Genomic DNA, 25,253 nt, shown 5'->3' with positions numbered 1-25,253 from the left:
ACACCTGTCTAAGTGCCCCAGACAACGGCGCCGCCGGTCAGGCCCGCACCGGCAGCCGTCAGCAACAGCCGTTCACCCCGCAAGAATCGCCGGTCACGCTGCGCCAGCGATAGGGACAGCGGAATGGTGGCTGCCGAGGAATTGCCATAGGCCGCTATGGTGCGGACCGTCCGCGCGGCATCAATGCCAAGATTGCCGCTGACAAGATCAAAAATACGCGCATTGGCCTGATGCGGCACGAACCGGCTGACGTCCCGAGCGCCAATACGCGCATCCGCCATTGCCCGTTCGGCGCAGCGCGTCATCATGTGCACGGCCTGCGCAAACATTTCCTTGCCGTTGCGCATGGTCATCAGGCAGTCCGCCGCCGCCATGTCGGGCGAAAAAGGCGTCTTCGAACCGCCGGCGGGAATGGAGATCAAATCATAATGGCTGCCATCGGCGGCCAGATCCACACCGAGCAGGCCCGTACCCGGCTCTGCCGATGGCGCCAGAATGACAGCACCTGCCGCATCGGCAAAGAGGACGGCACTGGCCCGTTCCGCCGGGTTGATGCGGCGGCTTAAGATGTTGGCGGCAACCACGAGAACCGGCCGCTTCTGCGTGCGCACGAAACCGTCTGCCAGTGTCAGCGCATAGAGGAAACCCGAGCAGGCGCCGGCAAGATCCAGGGCACCCGAATTGACAAGCTTGAGCCGATGCGCAAGCAGCGGCGCCGACGGTGGCAGCAGATGGTCGGGCGTTGACGTGGCCAGCAGCGTCAAGGCGATATCGGCCGGCTGCAGCCCGGCGTCATCAAGTGCCGACTGTCCGGCCTTTGCGGCGAGATCGGTGAGCAGTTCGCCATCCCTTGCCCAGTACCGGGTGCGGATACCCGTTCTTCGCTCGATCCAGCCGGGCTCGAGCCCAAGGTTGACCTCTATCTCCGCGTTTTCCACGCGGCGCTCCGGAACGTAGTGACCCAAACCAATGATACGGCTCATCGCCTGCCCGCCGCAAACAGGTCCGCTGCCTCGTCAATCGCGTCATAGGCACGATCAAGATCGCCCTCCTCCACGCCATAGGGCGGCATCAGATAGATGATGTTGCCAAGCGGGCGGATCAGCAGGTTTCGGGAGCGGAAGAACGCCCGCAGTTTTGGTCCGGCATCCGAGAGATAGCCCGATGCGGGAACGTCCAGATCAAGCGCTGCAATCGTACCCGCCTGCCGCACATTGCTGAATCGGCTATCTGCGGCGAACCGTTTGAGTTTCCCGCGATGCATGGCTTCCAGCGCTTGAATACGCGCCTCGATGGGCTCGTTTTCCCACACGGCAAGGTTTGCGAGGGCCGCTGCGCAGGCAATCGGATTCGCGGTGTAGGAACTCGAATGGAAGAACATCCGGCTGCGGTCTGTCGACAGATGCGCATCGAAGACCGGCGCTGTGCACAGCGTGGCGGCCAGCGGCAGGGCACCGCCTGTCAGGCCCTTTGACGTGCACAGTATGTCCGGCGCGATGCCAGCCTGATTGCAGGCAAAGAGCGTCCCCGTACGCCCCCAGCCCGTCATCACCTCGTCGGCGATGAGCAACGTGCCATGCCGCTCGGCAATCCGCTTCAGTTCGGCCAGCACAAAGGCCGGGTACATCCGCATGCCCCCTGCCCCGAGCACCAAAGGCTCGACCAGCAATGCCGCGACCTGACCGCTCAGGCACAGCCTTTCAAATTCATCGAGCGTGGCCTGTTCGTGGCCGGGCGAGGGAAACGGCAAACGGTCGACGCTGAACAACAGCGACTGGTAGGCTGCGTTGAAGACGCCGCGCTCCCCCGCCGACATGGTTCCAATCGTGTCGCCGTGATAGCCGTCCTCCATGACGACAATGCGCGAGCGCGGCGCACCGGTATTATGGAAGAAGCCGAGCGCCATCTTCAGCGCCACTTCCACGCAGGTCGACCCGCTGTCCGAATAGAACACGTGGGCGAGGCCCGCAGGTGCCACGGCCAGCAGGCCGCGCGCCAGCTTCTCCGCCGGTTCATGGGTGAATTCGGCGAAGATGATCTGGTCGTAGCTGTCGCAGGCGGTGCGGATCGCCTCCATGATCAGTGGGTGCCGGTGCCCGTGCGTGATGACCCACCAGGAGGAAATCGCATCAAGGATGGCATTGCCTTCCGCATCGAACAGCCAGGCTCCCTCCGTTCTGACAATGCGTTTCATCGCGGGTTCAAGCGCATGCTGCGTGAATGGATGCCAGATCGGCGACGATATGAGGGAGCCGGTCATGCGGCTACCGTCCGGAAATGCGCCATGTCGAAATGATCGCGAAAGGCTTGGCGCAGCGCTTCTGGTGTCACGGCTTCAAGCAGTGGCAGCCGCCCAAGGCAGCGGACCCGTCCCAGCTCGCCGATGATATGCTGGGTATCCGCAACTTCATCGCCAATGAAGACGACACCGAAAACCGGCACCGACCGCTGCCGCAAAGCCTCCAGCGACAGCAAGGTATGGTTGATTGTCCCCAATCCCGTGCGGGCGCACAGAATGACCGGTATCCGCCAGCGGGAGAAGACATCGGCAAACACCACGGTTTCCGTCAGCGGAACCATGACACCGCCGGCACCCTCGATAATCAGCGGCGCCTCGATCGAGGGCGGGGTCAGCAATTCCGGTTGTATCTCGACATTGTCCAGCCGGGCGGCGCGATGTGGAGAGGCAGGCGCGCGCAGGCGCCATGCCTCGGGAATGATCCTTCCGGCCGGTATCCCGCCGAGACGCATGACAGCCTCGCTGTCCGTTTCCCCCTCAAGACCGGCCTGGACCGGTTTCCAGTAACAAGCGCCGAGCGCATCGGCCAATGCGGCGGAAAAGACCGTCTTGCCGATATTGGTATCTGTTCCTGTCACGACAAAACGCTGCGTCATGCGGCCTCCTCGGCAAGGGCTATTTTCAGGCAATCCAGCATCCGGGAAATCGCGGTCTCATCGACATTCAACGTGATCGCAATCCTCAATCGCGCGGTGCCTTCGGGTACCGTCGGCGGGCGGATCGCGCGGACGTCGAACCCTTCAGCGCGCATGCGTTCGGCGATACGCAATGCGCGGATCGTACTGCCGATCATGATGGGCAGTATGTGCGAGCCGCTGCCGCTCATGCCGATTGTTTCTGCCAGATATGACCGGGCAAATGCCGAAAGGCGGCGCAGGTCCAGCCGGCGCCGGGGTTCCCCGGCAAGCATTTTCAGCGCCTCGCGCACCCCTGCGGCCATGAGCGGGGACGGGGCGGTGGAATAGATGAAGGAACGGGCGCGGTTCAGGAGGTAATCGCAGACGACCGCATTTGCCCCCAGGAGCGCACCGGATACCCCCAGCGCCTTGCCGCATGTATGCAGGAGGACAACATTGTCGCGCCGTTCCAGCCCGGTGGCGAGACCACGGCCATTGTCGCCGAACACGCCGGTGGCGTGCGCTTCGTCGATGACAAGAAAGCTGTCATAGCGGTCCGCAAGTGCTGCAAGTTCAGCAAGCGGCGCGCGATCCCCATCCATGGAGTAGAGGCTTTCCACTGCGATCCAGGCATGGCCGCTTCCGCCCGCCTTGCGCCACTTGGCCAATTCATTTTCGAAGCTCCCGACATCATTGTGCCGCGCCGCCACCGCCTGCGCGCGGCTCGCGGCAATGCCTTCATGTGCGCTTGCATGGATGAGCGCATCGTGGACGATGAGATCGCCGCGCTGCGGCAGGGTTGAAAACAGCGCGGCGTTGGCCGCGTAACCGGTCGAAAAGTACAGCATCCGCTGTGAGCCGAAAAAGGCCGCCGCCTCTTCTTCCAGCAATGCATGTTCCGGATGATTTCCGCGCAGGAGACGCGAGCCGCCCGATCCGGCCGGGACGCCGCGCTCCATCGCGGCGGCGATGGCGCTTCTGATACGATGCGAATGGGCAAAGCCGAGATAGTCGTTGGAGGTAAAATCGATCCCGCCATTCGGCATGAGGGAACGTCGCCTTCCCCTCCGTTCCAGCCCGGCCAGGGTTTTGCCGTAGCCGGCGAGAAAGCCGGACATCACTCCGACGCACCCAGCGGCATGGCCTTCAGCCCCAACCGGCGGAACAAGGCGGCATCGTGGTCCTCGCCGGGGTTTTCGGTGGTGAGCAGCGTGTCGCCGACAAAGATCGAATTGGCGCCGGCGAGGAAACACAAGGCCTGCATCTCGTCGCTCATGTCCGAGCGACCGGCAGAGAGACGAACATGGGTTTCGGGCATCAGGATACGGGCAAGGGCAATGGCGCGGACAAATTCGATGGGGTCCACCGGGGCAGCGTCGGCCAGCTTCGATCCTGGAATGGGGATCAGCATGTTGATCGGCACGCTCTCGGGCGGCACGGGCAGGTTCGCCAGCGTAACCAGCATGGCGATATGGTCATCCACCGTCTCGCCCATGCCAAGAATACCGCCAGAGCAAACCTTGATCCCGGCATCGCGCACATGCGCCAGCGTTTCGAGGCGATCGGCGAAGCTGCGGGTGCTGATGATCGCGCTGTAGAAGCGCTCCGACGTATCGATGTTGTGATTGTAATAGTCGAGACCGGCGTCGGCGAGCCTTGCGGCCTGTTCCGGCGAGAGCATGCCCAGTGTCATGCAGGTTTCCATGCCAAGCGCGCGGACACCTTCGACCATGGCAACGATCATGCCGATGTCGCGGTCCTTGGGGCCTCGCCATGCCGCGCCCATGCAATATCGCGTTGCGCCGCTGTCACGCGCCTTGCGCGCTTCCGCGACGACCTTTTCGACCTGCAGGAGCTTTGAGGCCTTGAGCCCGGTGGGGTAATGCGCCGATTGGCTGCAATAGCCGCAATCTTCAGGGCATCCGCCGGTTTTGATCGACAGCAGCTTGCTCAACTGGACGGCATTGGGATCGAAGCACCGCCTGTGCACCGTCTGTGCTTCGAACAGCAGATCATTGAACGGCAAATTATAGATTTTTTTGGCTTCATCAACGCTCCATCGCTCCTCCACATCAATAGCGGACGTAAAATCTTCTGGCTTCTGCGGGGAAACTTTCAACATTTGCGTGCGGCCTCGTATGTTCTGCGCCATCTGATGGCTTATTATAGATAGAATCATAAATTATCTATAATTTTATAAGGCGCACACAAAAATGCAACCGCCGTGAACGGCCGGCACAAGCGGAAGTGTTTGTCTGCTCAAAAATCGAAACGCAGGCGACGTACTGTCCTGGTCAGCCGACGATGGCGAAAACGTCGCGGGTCGAACCCGTCGGGCTTTTGACCGGCTTTTGCCCGATCCACTGCACGTGCCGCTCGAGGACTGCAACGGCATTCTCGATATTGCCCTGGCGCAGGAAACCCAGGATCGCCCTGTGATCATGATCGGTTCGAACTTCCCACTCCGATCGCCACGCGGAAAACAGAAAGCGCGCGCTCACCGAATGAAGGTCATCGATGGCGGCCAGGAGACGCGGCATCGCACATGGCGTGAGAATCAGGCGATGGAAACGCCGGTTGGCCTCTTCCCAGGAGCGCACGTCGCGGGAATTATCGCCGGCAACAGTGGCCTGTTCGGCCTCTTCCAGAATGGACGATGTCAGGTGCGGCGCAGCCTGCCGGAGCGCCAGCCCCTCAAGCTCGGCGCGCATCAAAGCGACTTCGCGCACCTCGGCCAGGTCAAACGACGCAACGCGCACGCCCCGGCGCGGCTCACTGACGGCAAGGCCCTGTGCTTCCAGTTTGCGGAAGGCTTCCCTGACCGGGACATGACTTGCGCCGAATTCTTCCGCCACATGATCCTGCCGCAGCTTTGCGCCCGGCTCCAATTGGCCGGTCACAATCCTGTCCGCAAGGATGCGGCTAATGCGATTGGCGATGGTGTCTTCGTTGGCTGCGGTCATGGTTCATAGTTATTTTGCTTCATATCCCCTGTCGAGCCCGCGGCCGCGTTTTACCGGCGCAATCAAACAGTTCTCATCGCAAATGAGCGGCTTCTGACTGTTGCAGGAATAGCACACGGGTCAAGGCAAGACGTGGTTTTTACAAGAAACCACCTTGGCTCACTCGCCCACACCGGTTGCGTGATAAAACCGTTACAAATCTCCATTACGGACGGTACAGACAGCGATTTCATCTGTTCGTTGCAAGGCAATGCGGCTGAGCAACCCATTCAATAGAGTATGGAGATCCCCCATGTCAATCAAGAGCTTCCTTCTCGGCTCGGCTGCAGCGCTCGTTGCAGTAACCGGTGCACGCGCTGCCGACGCAGTCGTCGTTGCCGAACCAGAAGCCGTTGAATATGTTCGCGTTTGCGACACCTACGGCAAAGGCTTTTTCTATATCCCCGGCACGGAAACCTGCCTGAAAATCGGCGGTTATCTGCGTTATGACGCCAAGGGCGGCGATAATGTCTACAAGGGCGGAGAATTCGGAACCTGGCAGAAGAAGACGCGCGCCACGCTCCGTTTCGATGCCCGCACGGAAACCGAACTCGGCACGTTGCGCTCCTATATCGAGACGCGTTTCCAGTACAATAATGGTGCCAATGATACGTCCATACCGAATGCCTATATCGAACTCGGTGGCTTTCGTATCGGCGTGGCCGATGAAATCTTCGGCTCGTTCACCGGTTATGCCGGCAATATCATCAACGACGACGTGATCAACTATCAGTCGGACCACAGCAACCAGGTCAGCTATACGTTCAATGCGGGCAATGGCTTCTCCGCCATGATCGGCGCCGAACAGGGCGAAAGCGTCGGCAACAACTACTACAGCTACGACTATCGTATCGACGACTACATGCCTCACGTGCTGGCCGGCGCAAAGTACGAACAGTCCTGGGGCAAGATTTCCGGCATCGTCGGCTACGACTCCAAGGCCGAGGAATGGGCCGGCAAGCTGCGTCTGGACGTGAAGTTCACCGACACGGTATCCGCATGGGTCATGGGCGGTTACCAGACCAACTATGATGATGCACCGCTCGGCCGCCGCAACTGGTTCGGCACCTGGGAAGGTGACTATGCCATCTGGGGTGGTCTGGCTGCCAAGGTTTCGGACAAGGCCACTATCAACGCACAGCTTGCCTATGAATCCGAAGGCACGCTGGCAGGTGCTTTGAACGTTGCCTATGAAATCGTTCCCGGCTTCACGATCACGCCTGAATTCAACTACACCAAGTTCGACGGTGCCCGTAAGGATTATTCGCTTGCCCATGGCGGCAACGACGATGCCTTCGGTGGCGCGATCCGCTTCCAGCGCAACTTCTAATACCCGATGCAAGAAATTTGGCGATGCTGACATTCAAGCAGCATCGCCAAGTGGCAAAGTTGATACGATCTCCAGTCAAATCCTTTGCACAGAACGGCGGGCCTTACGGGCTCGCCGTTTTTATTTCTGCCGGTTCGTCATCTGCTGTCGGTTGCTTACGATGTGCGGACCCGTATTGATATCCTTCACTTCAGGTTTGCCGGTGTCGAGCAAACCGCTCCATCCGCCGCCAAGCGCTTTGTTGAGGGCGATGTAATCGGCCGCGATTGCCACGCGGCTTTGCAGCAGGGCGTCTTCCGCCGAATACAGCGAACGTTCCGCGTCAAGCACATCAAGGAAGCTCGATGTTCCGCTCTGGTAGAGAGAGCGGGACAGGCTGGCCGCATCGCGGTAGTGCTTGGCCGATGCGGCCAGCTTTCCATTCCTGATGCGTTCCTGTGCCAGCGATACGATGGCATTTTCGACATCTTCGAGCGCTGTGAGGATCGACGACCGGTAGGCAACAAAATACTGGTCGCGCTGTGCCTGGGCGACTTCCACCGCGGCTTTCTTCTGGCCGCCGCTGAAGATCGGCACGCTCAATGTCGGGCCGAAGGACCAGCCGATGGTGGAATTCTTGCCGAGATCGCCAATGTTCATGGCCGTGGTGTCGATATTGCCGGTCAGGCTGACGCTGGGATAACGGGCAGCTTCAGCCTGCCCGATCTTTGCGGTGTACTGCGCGTATTGGCGCTCCGCCATCCTCACGTCCGGCCGCGTGCGCAGAATATCGGCCGGAACCCCTATCGGGACTGGCAGGCGCGGCGTCGGAATGGGCGTGCCGCGCTTCAGCCTGTCCGTAAGGGCTGCGGGCGTCCTGCCCGTCAGGACGGAAAGCCGGTGCACCGCTTCCGCATAACTTGTCTCCAGGGATGGTATGTTGGCTTCCGTGCTGTTGGCCAGGCCGGCGGCATTGGCGACATCGAGGGCCGAGGATGACCCGGCCTCGAACTTGGTGCGCGTGAGCGCCGCCGTCTCCCTCTGCGAGGCTGCCGTACGGTGGGCCAGCGCGATGCGTGCCTGATAGCCGCGCGCCTGGGAATAGTTGGAGGTGACATCGCCGATCAAAGTCAGCAATGTGGACCGCAGATCTTCGCCGGCTGCATCCAGACCATACTTTGCTGCTTCAACGCTGCGTTTGTTGGCACCGAAAAGATCGAGCTCCCAGCTCGCGTCAAATCCCGTCTGGAACTGGCTCGACGTCTCCGCGGAGGTCCCCGCGCTGGTGGCACTCACCCTGTTGCGGGTTGCCGATGCGGACCCGTCAAGTGATGGCAGAAGCGTGCCTGCGGTCTGCCGGTATGTCGCGCGCGCTTCACGGATTTTCGCCTTTGCAGTGGCAACATCCAGATTGCCTGCGACCGCTTCGTCGACAAGTGCATCCAGCTCTGGATCACGCAGCCGCTTCCACCAGTTAGACAGCTCCGCCGGCTTGGGTGCCTTTACCTGCTTGCTGCTTCCCCACTGGCCGGGCATAGCAATCAACGGCTTCTGATAGTCCGGCCCGACGACGCATCCGGCAAGGCTTGAGATCAACAGAAGAAACCCGAGCAATTGACCGAGGCGGAAATGATGCTTCCCGCGAGAAGCCGGATCAGGTGAGGCTGGTATTGTGATTGTCATTGCGTCCATCTTGCTCATTATCTCGCCCCATGCCTCAGTTCGAACCGGCTGTTGCCGTTTCACTGTTGTCGGGAACCTTGCCATCGGCGCTCTTCCGGCGCCGGAACAACCGGCTGACCGCAACAAAAAGCAGGGGCACAAAAAACACTCCGAGAACGGTTGCCGCGATCATGCCGCCCATGACGCCGATACCGATGGAATTCTGGGCGCCGGAACCGGCGCCGCTTGCAGTTGCCAGCGGCGCCACGCCAAGGATGAACGCAAAGGACGTCATCAGGATCGGACGCAACCGCTGGCGCGCGGCTTCGAGCGTGGCCTCGACCAGCCCCATGCCGGCGGTCTGCCGTTCGATGGCGAACTCCACGATGAGAATTGCGTTCTTCGCCGCAAGGCCCACGGTGGTCAGCAGGCCGACCTTGAAATAGACGTCATTGGTCTGGCCAAACAGGCTCGCCGCAAGCAGCGCCCCGAAAATGCCGATCGGGACCGAGAGCATGACCGCAAACGGAATCGACCAGCTTTCGTAAAGCGCTGCCAGACAGAGGAACACGACCAGGACTGATATTGCATAGAGCGATGCGGCCTGATTGCCCGACAGTTTTTCCTGTGCCGAAAGGCCCGTCCATTCGTGCGAATAACCCGCCGGCAACTGGCTCATCAGCTTGTCGATTTCGTCCATCGCCGCGCCCGAGCTGACACCGGCAGCAGCGGCGCCCTGAATGTCGACGGCAGCAGAGCCGTTGAACCGCTCCAGCCGCGGTGAGCCGAATGTCCAGTGGCTGGAGGCGAAGGATGAAAACGGCACCATGGCCCCCGAGGCATTGCGGACATGCCATTTGTCGAGGTCTGCCGGCTGCATGCGGAAATCCTTGTCCGACTGCAGATAGACCGGCTTCACCCTGCCGCGATCGATGAAATCGTTGACGTAATCGCTGCCCCACGCCGTCGACAAGGTGTTGTTGATATCGGACAGGGCGACACCCAGCGCGCTGGCCTTCTCCTGATCGATATCGATGGCGAACTGCGGCTCGTCTTCCTGGCCGTTCGGGCGCACATTCGCCAGAAGCTTGCTTTGTCCGGCGAGCCCAAGCAGTTGGTTGCGGGTCTGCATCAAGGCATCGTGGCCTGCGCCATTGACATCCTGCAGATAGAACTCAAAACCGTTGGAATTGCCCATGCCCTGGATAGCAGGCGGGTTGAAGGAGAACACACGGGCATCCCTGATCTTGGAAAAGACACCCATGGTGGCCCGGCCAGACACCGCATTGGCCGAAAGTTGCGGCGACTGGCGCGACGCAAAGTCCTTGAGCCTGACAAACGCTATGCCGACATTCTGACCGGACCCGCCAAAGCCGAAACCGGCCGTCGTGAACACACCGTCCACCGCATCCTTTTCATCGTTGAGGAAATGGTCCGACACCTGCTTCAAAACACGCAATGTCCGGTCCTGCGTCGCCCCCACCGGCAGTTGCACGCTGGTGATCAAAATGCCCTGGTCTTCTTCGGGAAGGAACGAGCTTGGCAGACGCACAAACATCCAGCCCATGGCAATCGCAATCGCCAGGAAAATCACCAGAAACCGTTTGCTTCGCTGAATGATGCCTTGCGCGCCGTTGCGATAGGCCGTCGTGCTGCGGTCGAAAGTCCGGTTGAACCAACCGAAGATGCCCTTGCGCTCCGCATGGCCTGCGGCAGGAGCGCGAAGAATGGTTGCGCACAGAGCCGGCGTCAGCACCAGTGCAACCACGACGGAGAGCACCATGGCCGCGACGATGGTGACGGAGAACTGGCGATAGATGATGCCGGTAGAGCCACCGAAGAAAGCCATGGGCACGAAGACAGCGGACAACACCGTGGCGATGCCGATGAGAGCCCCGGTGATTTCCTTCATGGACTTTTGCGTTGCTTCTTTCGGTGGAAGTTTTTCTTCCTGCATCACCCGTTCGACGTTTTCGACAACCACGATCGCATCGTCCACGAGAAGCCCGATGGCCAGCACCATGGCGAACATCGTCAGGGTATTGATCGAATAGCCTGCAACCGCGAGCACGCCAAACGTCCCAAGCAGCACCACGGGCACTGCGATGGACGGGATGAGCGTTGCCCTGATGTTTTGCAGAAACACGAACATGACGACGAAGACGAGAATGATGGCCTCGATCAGCGTCTTGACCACCTCTTCTATCGAGAGAAGAACGAAGGGCGTCGTGTCATATGGATAGTAAACCTGGACCCCTTCCGGGAAAGTCGTGGAAAGGCGCGCAATGGCCGACTGGACGGCTTCCGCCGCGCTGATGGCATTGGCGCCCGTGGCCAGGTTGATGGCAAGACCCGCCGCCGGCATGCCGTTGTAGGCAGCACTTGTCGTATAGCTTTCCGCGCCGACTTCCACGCGCGCCACGTCGTTGAGCCGGACCAGCGAGCCATCGGTGGCGCTCTTGAGAATAATATTGCGAAACTGCTCCGGCGTCTGAAGCCGGCTTCTGGCTGTCACCGTCGCATTGAGCTGCTGTCCCTGCCGTGCGGGCATGGCCCCGAGCTGCCCGGCGGAAACCTGCGTGTTCTGCGCCTGTATTGCCGTGGACACATCGCTCGGCATGAGCGCATATTTGGCAAGCTTGTCGGGGTCGAGCCATATCCGCATGGAATAGCCCGAGCCAAACAACTGGGTTGATCCGACACCCTCAACCCGCTTCAGCGTGTCGTTCAGGGTGCTGTCGACATAATCGGCCAGATCGGTCGACGTCATTTTGCCGTCGGTCGAAACGAATGCGACAACCATGAGAAAGCCGGTCGAGGATTTCGTCACCGTCAGGCCGTTGCTCTGCACGATCTGCGGCAGTTGCGACGTGACAAGCTGCAGCTTGTTCTGAACCTGCATCTGGGCAACATCGGGATCGGCGGCACTGGTAAAGGTCAGGGAGATGCTGGTGCTGCCCGTCGAACTCGATGTGGAGGTCATGTAGTCGAGATTGTCGATACCCGTCATGCCCTGTTCGATGACTTTCGTCACTGAATTCTCGACGGTCTGCGCATCCGCACCCGGATAGGAACCGCTGATACTCACCGTGGTCGGTGCGATCTGGGGATAGCGCGATATGGACAATGAATTGACCGCCAGCAAACCGCCAAGCATGATGACGATGGCGATCACCCAGGCAAAGATCGGACGGTTGATGAAAAAGCCGGACATTGGAACCCTCAGTTCTTGGCCGAGGCGTCAGACGCCGGCTTCTGTTCATGATTGGCGGCTTCCGCAAGGTCAGACTGAGGCAATGCGGCCTGTTTGCGCTCCTTGATCTCCCCGGTCACGTCATCGATCGTCACCTCCACCGGCGTCGCACTCTGGCCCGCGCGCACGAATTGCGAGCCTTCCACGACCACGCGATCGCCGTCGACTATCCCGGTCTCGACCAGCCAGTTGTTCCCGACGCTGCTGCGCACGCCAAGTGCGCGCTCCCCGACTTTTCCATCCGCATCGACGACGAGGGCCGTTGCCTCTCCCTTGGCGTTACGGGTCACCGCACGCTGGGGCACGACAAAGCTGTTTTGTGCAACGCCTTCCTCGACAACCGCACGCACATACATGCCCGGCAGCAGCAACCGGTCCGGGTTGGGAAATTGCGCGCGCAACGCGAACGTGCCTGTGGTCTGATCCACATTGGCCTCGGCAAATTCCATTTTCCCCGCGTGCGTATAGGTCGTTCCGTTGTCGAGTTTGAGCTTCACGCTCACATTCGTCCCGCTCAGCTTCACCCTGCCGTCCGCAATCGCCTGACGCAGATTGAGCAGGTTGGTGCTCGACTGGGAAACATCCACATTGATTGGATCGAGTGTCCGGATGGTGGCAAGTGCCGTGTCCTGGCTTGCGGTGACAAGTGCACCCGGTGTCAGGGACGACTTGCCGATACGGCCCGAAATCGGGGCCGTGATCTTTGTGTAGTCGAGATTGATGCGGGCGGTATCGGCGCTGGCCTTTGCCGAAGCAACATCGGCCTTTGCCTGGGCAAGCGATGCAACCGCATCATCAAGATCCTGCTTGCTGACCGCATTCTGCTTGATCAAGCCCTGATAGCGCTCCACTTTGGCCTGTGCGCTTGGCACCGCCGCATCCGCCTTCTGCTGCGCTGCGATCGCGCTGTCATAGGTGGCCTGGTAACTCGCCGGATCGATCTGGTACAAGGCCTGCCCGGCCTTTACTTCGCCGCCCTCGTCAAACAGCCGCGACTGGATGATGCCGCCCACTTGCGGACGCACATCCGCGCTGAGGGAGGCGGTTGTCCGCCCCGACAATTCGGCGGTGACGGCAACCGATTGCGGATGCAGCGTTACGACACCAACCTGGGGACGCGCCGCTGCAGCAGGAGGTTTGCCCTGTTGCGCGTTACAACCAGCCAGCAACAGAAATAGGGCCAGCAGGCCGAAAGACCGAACGCGAAATCCTGTAACATTTTGATCTGATTGCCCTGGCATTTCTCAACTACACTCTTTCCGTTAAAGCCTGCGGACCCGACCTGGCCCCGGCACGGCTTCGCCGGCACGCGCCATCTTCCCGAGGGAAGACCAGAGGCGATCCGGGCTTGCAATTGTCGTTGGCAAGGAAGGGATGAAAGACCACACTCAAGGGGTGGCGGAGCAGGGATGTGAGCACGATTCAGGCCTTCTTACAAAAACGCTCTCCCCACCAGGCCTCTATAAATGGTTCGGTGTGAAGTAGCGTTAAGTTTGTGTAAAGTTATGTAAAATCGGCCCCGGGGCACAGCTTGACCGGCTATAGGAAAGTTTGATTTCAGAGTGCGAGGCGGACCATGACCAAAGTCTTGCTGGTTGACGACGACATAGAACTGACCAGTCTCCTTTCGGAATATCTGAGGGAAGAAGGGCTGGATGCGAGCGCTGTTCATGACGGGAAACGCGGCATCGAAGAGGGTGTCTCGGGGTCTTATGATCTGGTGGTCCTGGATATCATGATGCCCCACCTCAACGGCATCGAGGTGATGCAGCGGATAAGGCGATTCAGCGATATTCCAATCCTGATGCTGAGCGCGCGCGGCGACAACATCGACCGGATCACCGGACTGAACCTTGGCGCGGACGACTATCTGGCAAAGCCCTGTTCGCCGAGTGAGCTTGTCGCCCGGATTCGCGCCATTCTTCGCCGGACCGGACGGCACAGGCAGGAGCAGGAGGAACACCTCCTGCAATCCGGCACCCTGAAACTGTTCCCGCGCTCGCGTACCGCGGAGTGGCAAGGCCACCAGCTGGAATTGACCGGAACGGAGTTCAATCTGCTCGAGGTGCTGGTGCGAAGCGCCGGCCAGATGGTCTCGAAACAGGACCTGTCCAAGGGCGCATTCGGACGTCCGCTGACCGCCTTCGACCGCCGGATTGACGTGCACATCAGCAGTATCCGGCAAAAGCTTGGCAAGGCTGCCGACGGGCAGTCATGGATTCGCTCGATACGCGGCATGGGCTATCAGCTCGTCGAGGGGCAGTAATGGGCAGCGTCTTCTGGCGATTTTTCTGGACGCTCGCCCTCACCATAGCCGGGGTCATCCTTGTCGTGGTGGCAATCAGCACGATATTCGGACTGTCGCCGCCCAAGGGCGCCGCGCAAGACCTCATCGAGACGGCGATCCTGGACTCGGCCGCCACGGTATTGAAAGACTCGGGCACAGGCGCCCTGGCCAGGTTCGCCGCAGCGGCCGCATCCTTCAACCGGCCCGTTGATCTTGTTGTCGCCAATGCCGATCCGGCCGACTGCCAATCCGGCCCCGCAGCTACCGCGATATCGCGATTGGTCCAGACGCCCGACGGCTGCATCAGCATCACGGCCAAACGAATGCGCTATTCCATTGTCGCAAAAATACTCGGGTTCTGGCCGATTATCTTTGCGGGCATCATCACCAGCCTTGCTTCAGCGCTTTGGCTGGCCAGATATCTGCTCTGGCCGCTGGAGACGCTTCAATCCGGTTTACGCTCGCTGGCAAAGGGCGATTTTCATGTCCGCATCGGCAAGACATTCGGCCATCGCAAGGATGAGATAACCGCCGTCGGGCATGATTTTGACATCGCTGCCGCCAAGCTTGACGATTTTCACCTCAGCCAGCAGCGGCTGTTCCACGATGTGTCGCACGAGTTGCGCTCACCCTTGTCACGGCTGCAAGCGGCAGCCGGAATTCTCAAACAGAATCCCGCACGCCTGCCGGATCTGCTTCTGCGCATCAACCGCGAGATCGACCGGCTTGACGGGCTGGTGGAAGAAATACTGACGCTCGCGCAGCTTGAGTCCGGTGAGCCGTACCAGTTCGACAAGCAGCCCGTTGATCTCGTGGAGCTCGTCAACGCCATCGTGGAGGACGGCGCGTTTGAAGGGCAAGCGCACGGGGTTATTCTCGAGGTCATCGGCGTCGATACCGCCGTGTCCCATGTCAATGGCGAATTGATTTACCGTGCCATCGAAAACGTCATTCGCAACGCCATCAAATACAGCGAACCGGGCGGCAAGGTCGTGATACGCACCGCCATCCTCGCCGGCGGGAAAGCGCTGCAGATCCGGGTGGAGGACACGGGGCCCGGCCTTCCGGACTCTCAGATGGAAGCAATCTTCAGGCCTTTTGTGCGGGCTGAAAGCACGGGCGATGCGCGCGCGGGCGTCGGCCTCGGCCTGGCCATCACCCGGCAGGCCATCGAGCTGCATGGCGGATCGGTCAGAGCCCACAAGGCGCAACCGAGAGGTCTCATCGTCGAGATTATCGTGCCGCTCACATCGGACCGGCCGCAGAGGTAACCGGTTCGCCAAAGTGCCCCACCCGGGGTTAACCGGGTGGAGCATATTATCCGGTCAAAGCCGGCGCAGCCCCTATTTGCCGTTGGTATTGGCCGGCTGCTGAACTGCAAGTTTCGGAATTCCCGCCAGCAAATCCGCTTCATCACCGAGAATGTGCGCTGCTTCGTCGAGCAATACATCCTTGGCGCTCTTGCGGGCTTTCTCGATGGCTATGTCCGCGCTCAGGCTGCGCTCATTGGCCTGCAGGCCGTCATCCTGGGTCGACGCATCGGCTGAATCGTCATCGTCACCGGCGCCTGCCCCGTCATTCACCTTCTCGCGCGACTTGATGCGGCTGGCCTGCGCCGCCATCTCATTGCGGCGTTCGGTTTCATTGAGCGAGACAACCCGCTTTTCCCGCTGCGCTTTCAGGTAGGCCATATCTTCCACAAAGCGCTGGAAGTCCGGGTCCTTTTGCACCCGCGCATCGTGCAGGCTCTGCAGTTGCGGCAGCAATGCCTTCACATCGCCGATTGGCGTGTATTCCGCCGGTTTGACCTGCGCCCACGGCAAAGCATTGTCGTAGCTCGACTCGCCGAAACTCTTGGGATCGGAGAAGCCGGGCAGGGTGATATCCGGCGTCACGCCGCGCAACTGGGTCGTGCCGCCGTTCACCCGGAAGAACTGTGCAACCGTCATCTTCAGCTCGCCGAATTTCGGCTTGCTGTTGCGGGCGATCTGATCGAGGTTGACGACGGTCTGCACCGTGCCTTTGCCGAAACTGGGCTCACCGACGATGACGCCCCGGCCATAATCCTGTATCGCCGCCGCAAAAATCTCGGATGCGGATGCGGAACCGCGATTGATCAGGACCGCAAGCGGGCCGGTCCAGGCGGGCGCGGGAAGATTGTCCTTCTCGACATTGACCTCGCCGCCGGCATTGCGCTCCTGCACGATCGGCCCCTTGCCGACGAACAGGCCGGTCAAATCGATGGCCTCGGCCAGCGAACCGCCGCCATTGTTACGCAGATCGATGAGAACGTTATCGATCTTGTCCTTCTTCAGTTCGGCCAGAAGCCTGGCCACGTCGCGGCTTGCACTCCGATAATTCTTGTCGCCCTTGCGGCGCGCTTCAAAATCCTCGTAGAAGGCCGGCAGCGTGATGACGCCGATCTTGCGCGTGGCATCACCATCCTTGATCGACAGGATGGTCTTCTTGGCTGCCTGCTTGTCGAGGCTGATCTTGTCACGCACGAGGCTGATCACCCGGTGCTTGCCGTCCGGACCGGCATCGGCAGGCAGGATATCCAGCCTGACAACGGAATCCTTCGCGCCGCGGATCATCTTGACGACTTCGTCGAGGCGCGTACCGACCACTTCCTTTATCGGACCACGTTCGCCCTGACCCACGCCGGTGATGCGATCACCGACAGCCAGTTTGCCGGACAGTTGTGCAGGACCGCCGGCCATCAGCTCGCGAATGGTCGTGTAGTCTTCCCGCTCCTGCAGGACCGCGCCGATGCCAACCAGCGAAAGCTTCATCGAGATATCGAATTCGGCTGATGCCGTCGCTCCGAAATAATCCGTATGCGGTTCGATCGATGTGGTGTAGGCATCCATGAAAATCTGGAATACGTCGTCGCTCTTGTACTTGTAAGCGCGTTCCAGCGAGTTCTGATACCGCTTGTCGAGCGTGTCGCGGATGGCAGCGTCCGTCTTGCCTGCAAGCTTCAGGCGGAGCCAGTCATTCTTGACCCGCTTGCGCCAAAGCTCGTCGCTCTCCGCTTCGGATTTCGGCCAGGGCTCCTTGTCCCGGATAAAGGGATAATCTTCCTTCACACTGAAATCGAAATTCTGCTTGAGCAGCGAGCGGGCATAGGTGAGGCGTTCGACAACGCGCTGCTCATAGATGTTGAAAATGGAAAAAGGGATGCGCAAATCTTCCTGGTTGATCGCGTCATCGATCTTCGTGCTGTCGGCCATGAACTTGTCGATATCGGCCTGAACGAAGAGGAACCTGTCGGGATCGAGTGCCTTGAGAAAGCGGTCCATGATTTTGGCGGACAGGGCATCGTCAAGCGCAACGGGCTTGTAGTGATAGCGCGACAGAAACTCAGCGCTCAAGCGGGCGGCTTGCGCCTGCTGCTGCAGCGGCGCCAGCACCGGCGGTGAACCTGCATCCAGTGCGTAAGCCGGAGGGGCAAACGCCAGAAACACACTGAGCAAACCATATTGTATACGCATTAAAGCTTCGATCCGATTTCAACGTTTCAGTTTCGCTGTTTAATGTTGGTGGAACAATTATGGTTTTTTGGCAACCAGACAGCGGATTATTCGTGCTGTCATCCCGATAAATTCTGTTTCAGCCCGCAGGTGCAGCCAAATTATCTGGCGCAAAAGCGGCGCTGACAATTCACAACGGCTTGAGGCCGCCGATTCTCAGGACGATGCCAGCAAGGCTTCCAATTCCGACGCTGTCGGAAAGGCCGAATGGGTTCCGCGTCTGGATACGGTTATGGCGGCGCCCCGCACCGCATGCTCGATTGCCAGCCTGTCCAGGCGGCAATGGCGCCGGGCCGACGATGCGAGGGCCACGGACATGAACGTATCTCCGGCCCCGGTCGTATCAACCACGACGGAGGGTTGCGCCGGCACTGCGATAATCTCCTGTCCATTCGCAAGAATGGCGCCTTCACGCCCCAATGTCAGCACGACATCCCGGACACCGCGTTCCAAGAGATGGTGCGCGGCAGCATTTCCACTGGCTCCAGTCAAAGCCAAGGCTTCACCCTGGTTGAGAAACACAATGTCCACCAGCGCCCAGAGATCCGAGAAATAGGGGCGCAAAGGCGACGGGTTGAACGCAGTCACCATCCGAAGACCCTTGGCCTGCTCAAGGATTTCACGTGTTGCCTGATGCGAGAGGTTCCCCTGCAGGATAGCCAGATCACCCGGTTCAGCGGCGTGTAGCTTCACAGCAACATCGGCTGAACTCAGGTTCTGCGCTGCGTCCGTTGTTGTGACAATCGCATTTTCACCGTCGGGCAGCCGGAAGATGATGGAGGTATCACTCGACTTTCCATCCAGCTCGACCAGTTCTGTCACGAGGGGCTCATTCTGCAAGCGCTGGCGGATCGCTGCCGCGCGTGCATCATTTCCAACCGGCGCGACCAGTGTCGTGGGCAGCCCGCACCGGGCCATGACGACAGCCTGGTTCGTTCCCTTGCCGCCCAGATCGTGCGCTCCAACCTCGCCGAGGATGGAGGCCCCGGAGGTTGGCAGGGCGTCCACGATAATCGTTTCGTCGATGGTGACATTGCCGATTACATAGGCGCGCATCGGGAGGCCTTTGGAAAGTTAGAGGTATGGCGCGTCATGAAAATCGATTTCGAGCTGCATGGCATGGCCGAAAATGCTGCTGAGCCGGACACACATCTGCTCGGAAAGACTCGGCCCCGCCAGATCAAGCTGATGCTTAAGCCACAATGCCTGTTCGGCAAACCCCTGACTCACATGCAGATCAACCCACTCCTTGAGAAGCGGATCGCTGATGCGATGCATCGAGGCCTCCTTCGACCACGTCCAGTACATCCATTCCGCCGCGAACATGGCGGCCACGATGTCGAGGAACCCGCCTTCGGCAGCAATGCAGAGCATTCCTGACCGGAAGGCCTCGACTGCTGGAATCGTAACGTCAAATGCGGCAGGATCGATTGCGCGGCGCGCGAAGGTGCGCTCGAAATAGACGATCTGCTCATTGGCAAGCGCGTCGAGCACGGCGATGAGCCAGCGCTTCTGCTCGATGGTTTGCGCCGTTGCCGCCGCATAGGCGAAGATGGAAATCGCCGTGTCGACAAAAGCGCCTTCATAGACGAGATAGCGGTCAAAGGCGTCCCTGCTCAGCGCGTCATGCTTTATGTCCCTGACAAAACGATGGTCCAGCATCGTTTGCAGAACAGTCGCATTTTCTCGAAGGATGCGGTCGGAGAGACTTTCGTTTTCCATCCTCTCAGTGCTCCAGCCCCGGTTCTGCAGCGGCGCGGAATGCCTTGACCCGCTCGATGTCCACCGGGTTCCACCACACCCCGCCCTGCTTCAACGAGGATGCAACGATGACACCGTTGGTCCGCTTGAGTATTTCGACGATGTTGTCGCTGTTGACACCCGATCCGACCAGAAGCGGCAGATGCGTTGCCGAGCCGATCTCCTCGATCTCCTCGATGGTGGCGACGTTGCCCGTGCGCTGACCCGTGGCGATGACACCGTCGGCATCAAAGAAAGCGAGATCGCGGGTCAGCTCTTCGATCGTCCGGTCCGCAACGATGGCGTGGCTGCCATGCTTCACATGGCTATCGGCAAAGACCTTGATGTGCTCGGCGCGCAGCATCGACCGATAGCGCATTGCCTCAGCCGCCCTGCCTTCCATGAAGCCTTCATTCGCGACATAGGCATTGGCCCACTGATTGACGCGAATGAATTTGGCACCGCCGGCCATGGCAATGGCAAAAGCCGGAATGGGCGCATTGGCAAGCACATTGATCCCGAGCGGGATACCGATGGCCCGGGCAATGCGATCCGTGACAACGGACATGAACCCGGTTGTTTCGGGCCCGATATCGTCCGGCTTGCAAAAGGGGATATCGCCATGGTTTTCGATGACCAGGCCATGCAATCCCCCTTCCACGCAGGCTTCCGCGTCGCGCATGCAGGCATCATAGATCGTATCCATATCCGCCCCCCTGTAGCGGGGTGCCCCGGGGAAGGCCGGGCAATGGATCATTCCAATGAGCACCTTGTTGGTGCCGAATATCTCCTGCACCGCGTTGGAGCTACGATCCGATATTTCCTGCATGTCGTTCCCTTTCATAGGTTTTTTGAGATAGCGGCTTGCGCGCGTCGAGAAAATCAGCGCGTCAGCCAGGCCAGAATGTTTTTCCAGAGCTTGCCGTAGCCTTCCCACTCGCAGAAGGCCGGGGACAGCCAATGCGGCCCGATATCGGAGGTCCAGACGGCCGTGTTGCCCTTGCCATGGCGCCCGAGAACCAGCAGCGGATGGCCGCCCTGATCGTCCGGCAGCGTCGCAACCACTTCGACATCCGCTCCGTCACGCACTTCGACCTCATTGACCCCGAGAAGCACCGGCCATTCGCCGCCGAGACCAGCCATCACAGGATGATCCGGCATGACGATCTTCGCTGTCGTACCCTCGGGAATTTCAACGCGGTCATCATAGGGAAGGCAGGTCACCGGAAGCACATCTTCCACGGGGGTCCGCCGCCAGCGCGCCTTGCCATCGATACCCTGGAACGAGAAGTACCCGCCCACCATCAGCAGCGCGCCGCCCTTTTCAACCCAGGCCTTGATCAGTTTCAGCCGGTTGGGCACGGTGCGCGAATGCAGCCAAACATCAGGCGGCAGCAGCAGCGAGTTCGCGCCGATATCCGACAGGATGATGACGTCATAGGCATCCAGCCCTGCCATGTCATAGGGGAATTTTTCGACCGCTTCATGCGCGGGCATGTAGGTCAGCTCGAACGCGCTGCCCGCGAGCGCCTTGACCAGCGGCTCTGCACCCAGATGAAACGTTACACTGCCGAACTGATCGAAACCTTTGTAGTGCGTGGCCGAACTGACCCAGCTTTCGCCAACGAGAAGGACTTTCTTTGTCATGGGATCACCAAACTTTCGTAAATATCAAAATAGGGGTTAGCTTCAGGCTCCAGCCTGAAAAACAGCGCGCGGATTGGCCCGCATCATCTGATCAAGAGCCGTTTCATCGAGGCCATGCCGCTTGAGGCGCGGCAGGAAATGGCGCAGCACATAGGCGTAGCCATTGCCGCCATAGCGGGTCAGCATCATCTTCAGAAACACGTCGTGCGACAGCAGAACCCGGTCGAGATAACCGGCCTCGGCCAGGCGCACGATGGCGCGGGCGGCTTCTTCGTCGCTCGGGCACTGCACCTGCTGATCCGCGTAGAAGAAATCCATGCCGATCATGTCGTATTCAATGAATGCACCGCGGGCGGCGAGTTCACTCTGATAGCTGAAATCATCGTGGGAGGGGTTCATGTGGCAAAGAACCGTGTGCCTGATATCGGCACCCTCCTGCGCCACGACATCGAGCACGCGGTGGCCGAGCCGGAACCAGCCCGGCAAGTGCACCATGAGGGGAAGGCCCGTCCGCACCTGTGCCTGAGCCGCACCGCGCAACGACTTCTCCTCCTCAGCGGTGAAATCCGACGAGACGCCGATTTCACCGATCAGCCCGATTTTGACGTCGGTGCCATCGACACCTTCCACCGCTTCCCGCACGATCTCGTTGGCGATGTCGACCACGGTCATATCAGCGACTTCGGCCGGATGGGAGGAACCGAGATAGTAGCCGGCGCCCATCACCACATTCAGACCCGCGGCTTTGGCGATGCGCCGGAGAGCCAGCGGATTGCGGCCAATGCCCCGGCATGTCGGCTCCACCACGGTCTGACCACCGGCATTGGCAAAGGCGCGCAGTTCTGAAATCGCCAGCGGTTCGTCATCGAGCGTAATGTTGTGCTTGTTGACGAAGGGGTCCTGCTTGAGTTCGCCTAATATTTCCATGCAGACGAAACCACCGGCAAGGTACTGCCGTTCCGGCGTTTTCGGCGCATGCCACCAGCAGCGGCAATCGTTGAGGATGTGCTCATGCATCAACGTTACGCCGAGCGCTTCCGCTGCAATGGGGCCATTGACCGTCATCACCTTGCCGGAGCGGATATGTGCTTCTGACAGATCGCTGTTCACAGGACTCACCTCTTCTTGCCGCTGCCGAAGCGGAAGTTTGCCGTGAATATCCGTGTGTTCAGCCAGATGGCGATCAGGATGATCGCACCGGTGACGATCTGGGTGAAGAATGGCGAGATGTGCATCAGGATCAGCCCGTTGCCGATCACCGCGATGGTCAGCGTGCCGAGAACCGTTCCGAGGATGGTGCCCCGGCCCCCCATGAGGGATGTGCCGCCGAGGACAACGGCCGCGATCACCTGGAGTTCAAAACCGACCGCAGCATTGGACGATCCGGACCCCAGTCGCGCTGCAATCAGCAACCCGGCCACGGCGCAGGCCACGCCGGAAATGAGATAGACCGAAGCGATGATCCATTTGGCCGGCATGCCGACCCGGCGCGCGGCTTCCGCATTGGAACCGACCGCCACGACCTGACGGCCATATTTGGTCGATGTTATCGCCACATAGCCCAGAACGGCAACGACGGCGGCGATGATGGCCGGAACAGGGACCCCGCCAATGACGCCGCGACCCAGCGCAAAGAAACCCGGCGCATCCTGAATGGGGATCGAATAGCCCTGCGTCAGATAGAGTGCGAATCCCCGCAGGATGGAAAGACCGGCAAGCGTAACGATGAACGCCGGAATCCCCTGGTAGGCGATGAACCAGCCCTGGACGAAACCAAGGCCGCCGCCGAGCACGATCATTGCAACCACGACCAATGGCCAGGGATATCCCATCGCCATGACGACAGCCGCAACCGCATTGATAAGGGCGACTTGCGAGCCCACAGACAAATCGATGCCGCCGGTGATGATGACGAAGGTCATGGTGATCGCAACGATCAGCAGCGGAGCCGCCTGCCGCACGATATTGAGAATATTGCCAAGGGTCAGGAACGTATCGCTGCCGATCGAGAAAAAGACCATGCAGGCGACAAAAAACACGGCGATCGACAGAACCTGCGCGTGCTCGCCGAAAAAATCGGCAAGGCGCGATCCGTGACCGCGTTCGGTGTAAACGGTCATTGCTTTGCTCCTTCGCCAACGATCAGTTTGACCAGATCCTCGAGATTGGTGCCGCCGATCTGGCGTTCTGCGACCTTCGTGCCCTCATACATCACCGCGATACGGTCGCAGACGCGGAAAAGGTCCTGAAGACGGTGCGTGATGAGGATGACCGAAACACCATTGGCCTTCACGCGATTGATCAGGGCAAGCACCGCTTCGACTTCGGCCACGGCGAGTGCCGATGTCGGCTCATCCATGATCAGGACGTTCGGCTTGAACGACGCTGCCCGGGCAATCGCGATGGCTTGCCGCTGGCCGCCGGAGAGGTGGGCAACCTTGCTGGTCAGTTTGGGAATACGGATTTCCAGCGCATCCAGCATTTTGCGCGCTTCGGCCAGCATTGCCTTGCTGTCAAGGAACATGCCCTTGCTGAGCTCGCGCCCGAGAAAGAGATTGCCGACTACATCGATCTCATCGCAAAGGCTCAGATCCTGGAAGACCATTTCGATATGTCTGTTGCGCGCATCGCCCGGGCCGGTGAGATGAATGTCCTCGCCCTCGATGGACATGGTGCCGCCGTCCGGAATGTAGGTACCGGAAATGATCTTTGTCAGCGTCGACTTGCCCGCGGCATTGTCACCGACAAGCCCAAGGCATTCACCGGGATAAATGTCGAGGTCAACACCACGCAACGCCTGGTGCGAGCCGAATGATTTGCGTATGCCGCGCAAGGAAATACGCGGGGCGGCATGTGCGTCGCCGGCAGATCCGGAGGGAATACCCCCTCCGGAACCGATGGCAGCAGATCGTTGCTGACCGACCTCGATCATTTGAAGACGGCCCTGTATGGGTCAACATTCGCCTTGGTGACGATGGTGACGGGAACAGCGATGTTCTTCTCGACGGTCTGGCCGGCCGCAACCTTCTGCAACGCATTCACGGCGGCGGCACCCATTGCCGACGGGTCCTGCTGGATAACCGCGGCAACGAATCCGGCATCGATGCCGGCAATGGCTTCCGCCGTCAGATCCCAGCCGAACACCTTGATGGTGCCCTGCTTGCCCTGGCTCTGCACGGCAGCGATGGCGCCCATCAGGGCAGGCTCGCCGGTTGCATAGATGGCTGTCAGGTCCGGGTTGCCGGTAATCAGGTTCTCGGCTGCCGCAAGCGCGTTGTCCTGCACATTCTGGCCATCGACGACGCCGGCAACTACAACACCGTCAACACCCTTGATGGTCTTTTCAAAGCCTTCCTGCCGGACATTCTGGATATAGGAGTTCAGCGCACCGACAACACCGATCTTGGCCTTGCCGCCCATATTGGCTTTGACGTAGTCAAGGAAGAACTTGCCCATGTCGGCACCGGCCTTGGCATTGTCGACGCCGATCTGGGCTTTCTGCGGACCTTCGGGAAGGATCGCGTCGATGGCGACAACCGGGATACCCGCGTCGGCGGCCTGCTTGACGGCTGGCATCAGGCCGTTGACGTCGATGGCGACGACCGCAAGACCCGATACCTTTTCCTGAATATAGGTCTCCACGGCACTGTTCTGCGCCGTCGGTTCATTGTTGGAATTGAAGATAACCAGCTTGACACCGGCGGCGTCGGCTGCCTTCTGCGCGCCCTGGTTCATCTGGTTGAAGAAAAGCGCCTGCTGGTTGATCTGCACCAGCGCGATTGTCTTCTTTTCCTGTGCGATCGCAGTCGACGAGGCGGCGCAGCTCAATGCCGTGAAGCCAGCCAATGCAATCAATGTTCTCCTGCTCAAATTCAAAGTCATGTTCTCATCCTCTGTTGGTTTT

Annotated in this window: 21 protein-coding genes; 3 read left to right on the top strand and 18 right to left on the bottom strand. The window is 60.0% G+C overall.

Going from position 1 to position 25,253, the window contains the following annotated elements; all coding sequences use genetic code 11:
- Nucleotides 1-8: 8 nt before the first annotated feature.
- From AC1Q5O_RS16795 to AC1Q5O_RS16770, 6 genes are all read right to left on the bottom strand, one after another.
- Nucleotides 9-983, bottom strand: a complete 975-nt coding sequence (locus AC1Q5O_RS16795) for a beta-ketoacyl-ACP synthase III (protein ID WP_492564436.1) — start codon at nucleotides 981-983, stop codon at nucleotides 9-11.
- Nucleotides 980-2,260 (bottom strand): adenosylmethionine--8-amino-7-oxononanoate transaminase, encoded by a 1,281-nt coding sequence (locus tag AC1Q5O_RS16790; protein WP_492564434.1) that lies wholly within the window; start codon nucleotides 2,258-2,260, stop codon nucleotides 980-982. The genes AC1Q5O_RS16795 and AC1Q5O_RS16790 overlap by 4 nt, the downstream gene beginning before the upstream one ends.
- Entirely contained in the window at nucleotides 2,257-2,895 is a 639-nt protein-coding gene (gene bioD, locus AC1Q5O_RS16785; protein ID WP_492564433.1) for a dethiobiotin synthase, read from the bottom strand. The genes AC1Q5O_RS16790 and bioD overlap by 4 nt, the downstream gene beginning before the upstream one ends.
- Nucleotides 2,892-4,034, bottom strand: a complete 1,143-nt coding sequence (locus tag AC1Q5O_RS16780; protein ID WP_492564431.1) for an 8-amino-7-oxononanoate synthase — start codon at nucleotides 4,032-4,034, stop codon at nucleotides 2,892-2,894. Before AC1Q5O_RS16780 ends, bioD begins: the two co-directional genes overlap by 4 nt.
- Nucleotides 4,034-5,038 carry a biotin synthase BioB gene (gene bioB / locus AC1Q5O_RS16775; RefSeq protein WP_492564430.1) on the bottom strand — a complete coding sequence of 335 codons (1,005 nt, stop codon included), beginning with the start codon at nucleotides 5,036-5,038 and terminating at the stop codon, nucleotides 4,034-4,036. The genes AC1Q5O_RS16780 and bioB overlap by 1 nt, the downstream gene beginning before the upstream one ends.
- A gap of 172 nt (nucleotides 5,039-5,210) precedes the next feature.
- A complete protein-coding gene (locus tag AC1Q5O_RS16770) occupies nucleotides 5,211-5,879 on the bottom strand; it encodes a GntR family transcriptional regulator (protein ID WP_223614712.1) in 669 nt (222 codons plus the stop codon).
- Between the two features lie 292 nt (nucleotides 5,880-6,171).
- On the opposite strand from AC1Q5O_RS16770, the gene AC1Q5O_RS16765 reads away from it, so the two are divergent.
- On the top strand, nucleotides 6,172-7,248 hold the full coding sequence (locus AC1Q5O_RS16765) for a porin (RefSeq protein ID WP_492564429.1): 1,077 nt from the start codon (nucleotides 6,172-6,174) through the stop codon (nucleotides 7,246-7,248).
- A gap of 120 nt (nucleotides 7,249-7,368) precedes the next feature.
- On the opposite strand, the gene AC1Q5O_RS16760 is transcribed toward AC1Q5O_RS16765, so the two are convergent.
- Genes AC1Q5O_RS16760 through AC1Q5O_RS16750 form a run of 3 tightly spaced genes read right to left on the bottom strand, consistent with a single transcriptional unit; the run spans nucleotide 7,369 to nucleotide 13,383 of the window.
- On the bottom strand, nucleotides 7,369-8,910 hold the full coding sequence (locus tag AC1Q5O_RS16760; protein WP_492564428.1) for an efflux transporter outer membrane subunit: 1,542 nt from the start codon (nucleotides 8,908-8,910) through the stop codon (nucleotides 7,369-7,371).
- 34 nt (nucleotides 8,911-8,944) lie between these two features.
- On the bottom strand, nucleotides 8,945-12,103 hold the full coding sequence (locus AC1Q5O_RS16755) for an efflux RND transporter permease subunit (protein ID WP_492564427.1): 3,159 nt from the start codon (nucleotides 12,101-12,103) through the stop codon (nucleotides 8,945-8,947).
- Between the two features lie 8 nt (nucleotides 12,104-12,111).
- Nucleotides 12,112-13,383 carry an efflux RND transporter periplasmic adaptor subunit gene (locus AC1Q5O_RS16750; protein WP_492564425.1) on the bottom strand — a complete coding sequence of 424 codons (1,272 nt, stop codon included), beginning with the start codon at nucleotides 13,381-13,383 and terminating at the stop codon, nucleotides 12,112-12,114.
- Nucleotides 13,384-13,718: 335 nt separating this feature from the next.
- Here AC1Q5O_RS16750 and AC1Q5O_RS16745 point away from each other — a divergent pair, with 335 nt between their 5' ends.
- Nucleotides 13,719-14,408, top strand: coding sequence for a response regulator (locus AC1Q5O_RS16745; protein ID WP_492564423.1), 690 nt, complete (start codon nucleotides 13,719-13,721; stop codon nucleotides 14,406-14,408).
- Nucleotides 14,408-15,700, top strand: a complete 1,293-nt coding sequence (locus tag AC1Q5O_RS16740; RefSeq protein WP_492564422.1) for a HAMP domain-containing sensor histidine kinase — start codon at nucleotides 14,408-14,410, stop codon at nucleotides 15,698-15,700. The genes AC1Q5O_RS16745 and AC1Q5O_RS16740 overlap by 1 nt, the downstream gene beginning before the upstream one ends.
- Before the next feature lie 72 nt (nucleotides 15,701-15,772).
- Here the strand turns inward: AC1Q5O_RS16740 and AC1Q5O_RS16735 are convergent, their stop codons facing one another.
- From AC1Q5O_RS16735 to AC1Q5O_RS16695, 9 genes are all read right to left on the bottom strand, one after another.
- Nucleotides 15,773-17,923 carry a carboxy terminal-processing peptidase gene (locus AC1Q5O_RS16735; RefSeq protein WP_492564421.1) on the bottom strand — a complete coding sequence of 717 codons (2,151 nt, stop codon included), beginning with the start codon at nucleotides 17,921-17,923 and terminating at the stop codon, nucleotides 15,773-15,775.
- Nucleotides 17,924-18,118: 195 nt separating this feature from the next.
- Nucleotides 18,119-19,018, bottom strand: a complete 900-nt coding sequence (locus tag AC1Q5O_RS16730) for a ribokinase (protein ID WP_492564420.1) — start codon at nucleotides 19,016-19,018, stop codon at nucleotides 18,119-18,121.
- An 18-nt stretch (nucleotides 19,019-19,036) separates the two neighbouring features.
- A complete protein-coding gene (locus tag AC1Q5O_RS16725) occupies nucleotides 19,037-19,684 on the bottom strand; it encodes a TenA family protein (RefSeq protein WP_492564419.1) in 648 nt (215 codons plus the stop codon).
- Between the two features lie 4 nt (nucleotides 19,685-19,688).
- Nucleotides 19,689-20,531 (bottom strand): BtpA/SgcQ family protein, encoded by an 843-nt coding sequence (locus tag AC1Q5O_RS16720; RefSeq protein ID WP_464664787.1) that lies wholly within the window; start codon nucleotides 20,529-20,531, stop codon nucleotides 19,689-19,691.
- Between the two features lie 53 nt (nucleotides 20,532-20,584).
- A complete protein-coding gene (locus AC1Q5O_RS16715; protein ID WP_472460040.1) occupies nucleotides 20,585-21,349 on the bottom strand; it encodes a glutamine amidotransferase in 765 nt (254 codons plus the stop codon).
- A 42-nt stretch (nucleotides 21,350-21,391) separates the two neighbouring features.
- Nucleotides 21,392-22,414 carry a phosphotriesterase family protein gene (locus tag AC1Q5O_RS16710; RefSeq protein WP_492564787.1) on the bottom strand — a complete coding sequence of 341 codons (1,023 nt, stop codon included), beginning with the start codon at nucleotides 22,412-22,414 and terminating at the stop codon, nucleotides 21,392-21,394.
- Between the two features lie 50 nt (nucleotides 22,415-22,464).
- Nucleotides 22,465-23,469, bottom strand: coding sequence for an ABC transporter permease (locus AC1Q5O_RS16705; RefSeq protein ID WP_223614700.1), 1,005 nt, complete (start codon nucleotides 23,467-23,469; stop codon nucleotides 22,465-22,467).
- The gene (locus AC1Q5O_RS16700) at nucleotides 23,466-24,281 is read right to left on the bottom strand and encodes an ATP-binding cassette domain-containing protein (protein WP_492564416.1); all 816 of its coding nucleotides are present in this window, start codon (nucleotides 24,279-24,281) and stop codon (nucleotides 23,466-23,468) included. Before AC1Q5O_RS16700 ends, AC1Q5O_RS16705 begins: the two co-directional genes overlap by 4 nt.
- Entirely contained in the window at nucleotides 24,278-25,231 is a 954-nt protein-coding gene (locus AC1Q5O_RS16695; protein ID WP_492564414.1) for an ABC transporter substrate-binding protein, read from the bottom strand. Before AC1Q5O_RS16695 ends, AC1Q5O_RS16700 begins: the two co-directional genes overlap by 4 nt.
- Nucleotides 25,232-25,253: the final 22 nt, after the last annotated feature.

Source organism: Phyllobacterium sp. MT110 (assembly GCF_058792715.1).
This window is presented reverse-complemented; position numbering and strand designations above follow the sequence as displayed.

Bases quoted from the DNA above. Each gene is read 5' to 3' on its own strand.
- bioB (WP_492564430.1), bottom strand. From the start codon at position 5,038: ATGTTGAAAGTTTCCCCGCAGAAGCCAGAAGATTTTACGTCCGCTATT.
- AC1Q5O_RS16735 (WP_492564421.1), bottom strand. From the start codon at position 17,923: ATGCGTATACAATATGGTTTGCTCAGTGTGTTTCTGGCGTTTGCCCCT.
- AC1Q5O_RS16780 (WP_492564431.1), bottom strand. From the start codon at position 4,034: ATGTCCGGCTTTCTCGCCGGCTACGGCAAAACCCTGGCCGGGCTGGAA.
- AC1Q5O_RS16705 (WP_223614700.1), bottom strand. From the start codon at position 23,469: ATGACCGTTTACACCGAACGCGGTCACGGATCGCGCCTTGCCGATTTT.
- AC1Q5O_RS16725 (WP_492564419.1), bottom strand. From the start codon at position 19,684: ATGGAAAACGAAAGTCTCTCCGACCGCATCCTTCGAGAAAATGCGACT.
- AC1Q5O_RS16795 (WP_492564436.1), bottom strand. From the start codon at position 983: ATGAGCCGTATCATTGGTTTGGGTCACTACGTTCCGGAGCGCCGCGTG.
- AC1Q5O_RS16755 (WP_492564427.1), bottom strand. From the start codon at position 12,103: ATGTCCGGCTTTTTCATCAACCGTCCGATCTTTGCCTGGGTGATCGCC.
- AC1Q5O_RS16715 (WP_472460040.1), bottom strand. From the start codon at position 21,349: ATGACAAAGAAAGTCCTTCTCGTTGGCGAAAGCTGGGTCAGTTCGGCC.
- AC1Q5O_RS16730 (WP_492564420.1), bottom strand. From the start codon at position 19,018: ATGCGCGCCTATGTAATCGGCAATGTCACCATCGACGAAACGATTATC.
- AC1Q5O_RS16720 (WP_464664787.1), bottom strand. From the start codon at position 20,531: ATGCAGGAAATATCGGATCGTAGCTCCAACGCGGTGCAGGAGATATTC.
- AC1Q5O_RS16745 (WP_492564423.1), top strand. From the start codon at position 13,719: ATGACCAAAGTCTTGCTGGTTGACGACGACATAGAACTGACCAGTCTC.
- AC1Q5O_RS16695 (WP_492564414.1), bottom strand. From the start codon at position 25,231: ATGACTTTGAATTTGAGCAGGAGAACATTGATTGCATTGGCTGGCTTC.
- AC1Q5O_RS16740 (WP_492564422.1), top strand. From the start codon at position 14,408: ATGGGCAGCGTCTTCTGGCGATTTTTCTGGACGCTCGCCCTCACCATA.
- AC1Q5O_RS16770 (WP_223614712.1), bottom strand. From the start codon at position 5,879: ATGACCGCAGCCAACGAAGACACCATCGCCAATCGCATTAGCCGCATC.
- AC1Q5O_RS16765 (WP_492564429.1), top strand. From the start codon at position 6,172: ATGTCAATCAAGAGCTTCCTTCTCGGCTCGGCTGCAGCGCTCGTTGCA.
- AC1Q5O_RS16750 (WP_492564425.1), bottom strand. From the start codon at position 13,383: ATGCCAGGGCAATCAGATCAAAATGTTACAGGATTTCGCGTTCGGTCT.
- AC1Q5O_RS16760 (WP_492564428.1), bottom strand. From the start codon at position 8,910: ATGACAATCACAATACCAGCCTCACCTGATCCGGCTTCTCGCGGGAAG.
- AC1Q5O_RS16790 (WP_492564434.1), bottom strand. From the start codon at position 2,260: ATGACCGGCTCCCTCATATCGTCGCCGATCTGGCATCCATTCACGCAG.
- AC1Q5O_RS16710 (WP_492564787.1), bottom strand. From the start codon at position 22,414: ATGACGGTCAATGGCCCCATTGCAGCGGAAGCGCTCGGCGTAACGTTG.
- AC1Q5O_RS16700 (WP_492564416.1), bottom strand. From the start codon at position 24,281: ATGATCGAGGTCGGTCAGCAACGATCTGCTGCCATCGGTTCCGGAGGG.
- bioD (WP_492564433.1), bottom strand. From the start codon at position 2,895: ATGACGCAGCGTTTTGTCGTGACAGGAACAGATACCAATATCGGCAAG.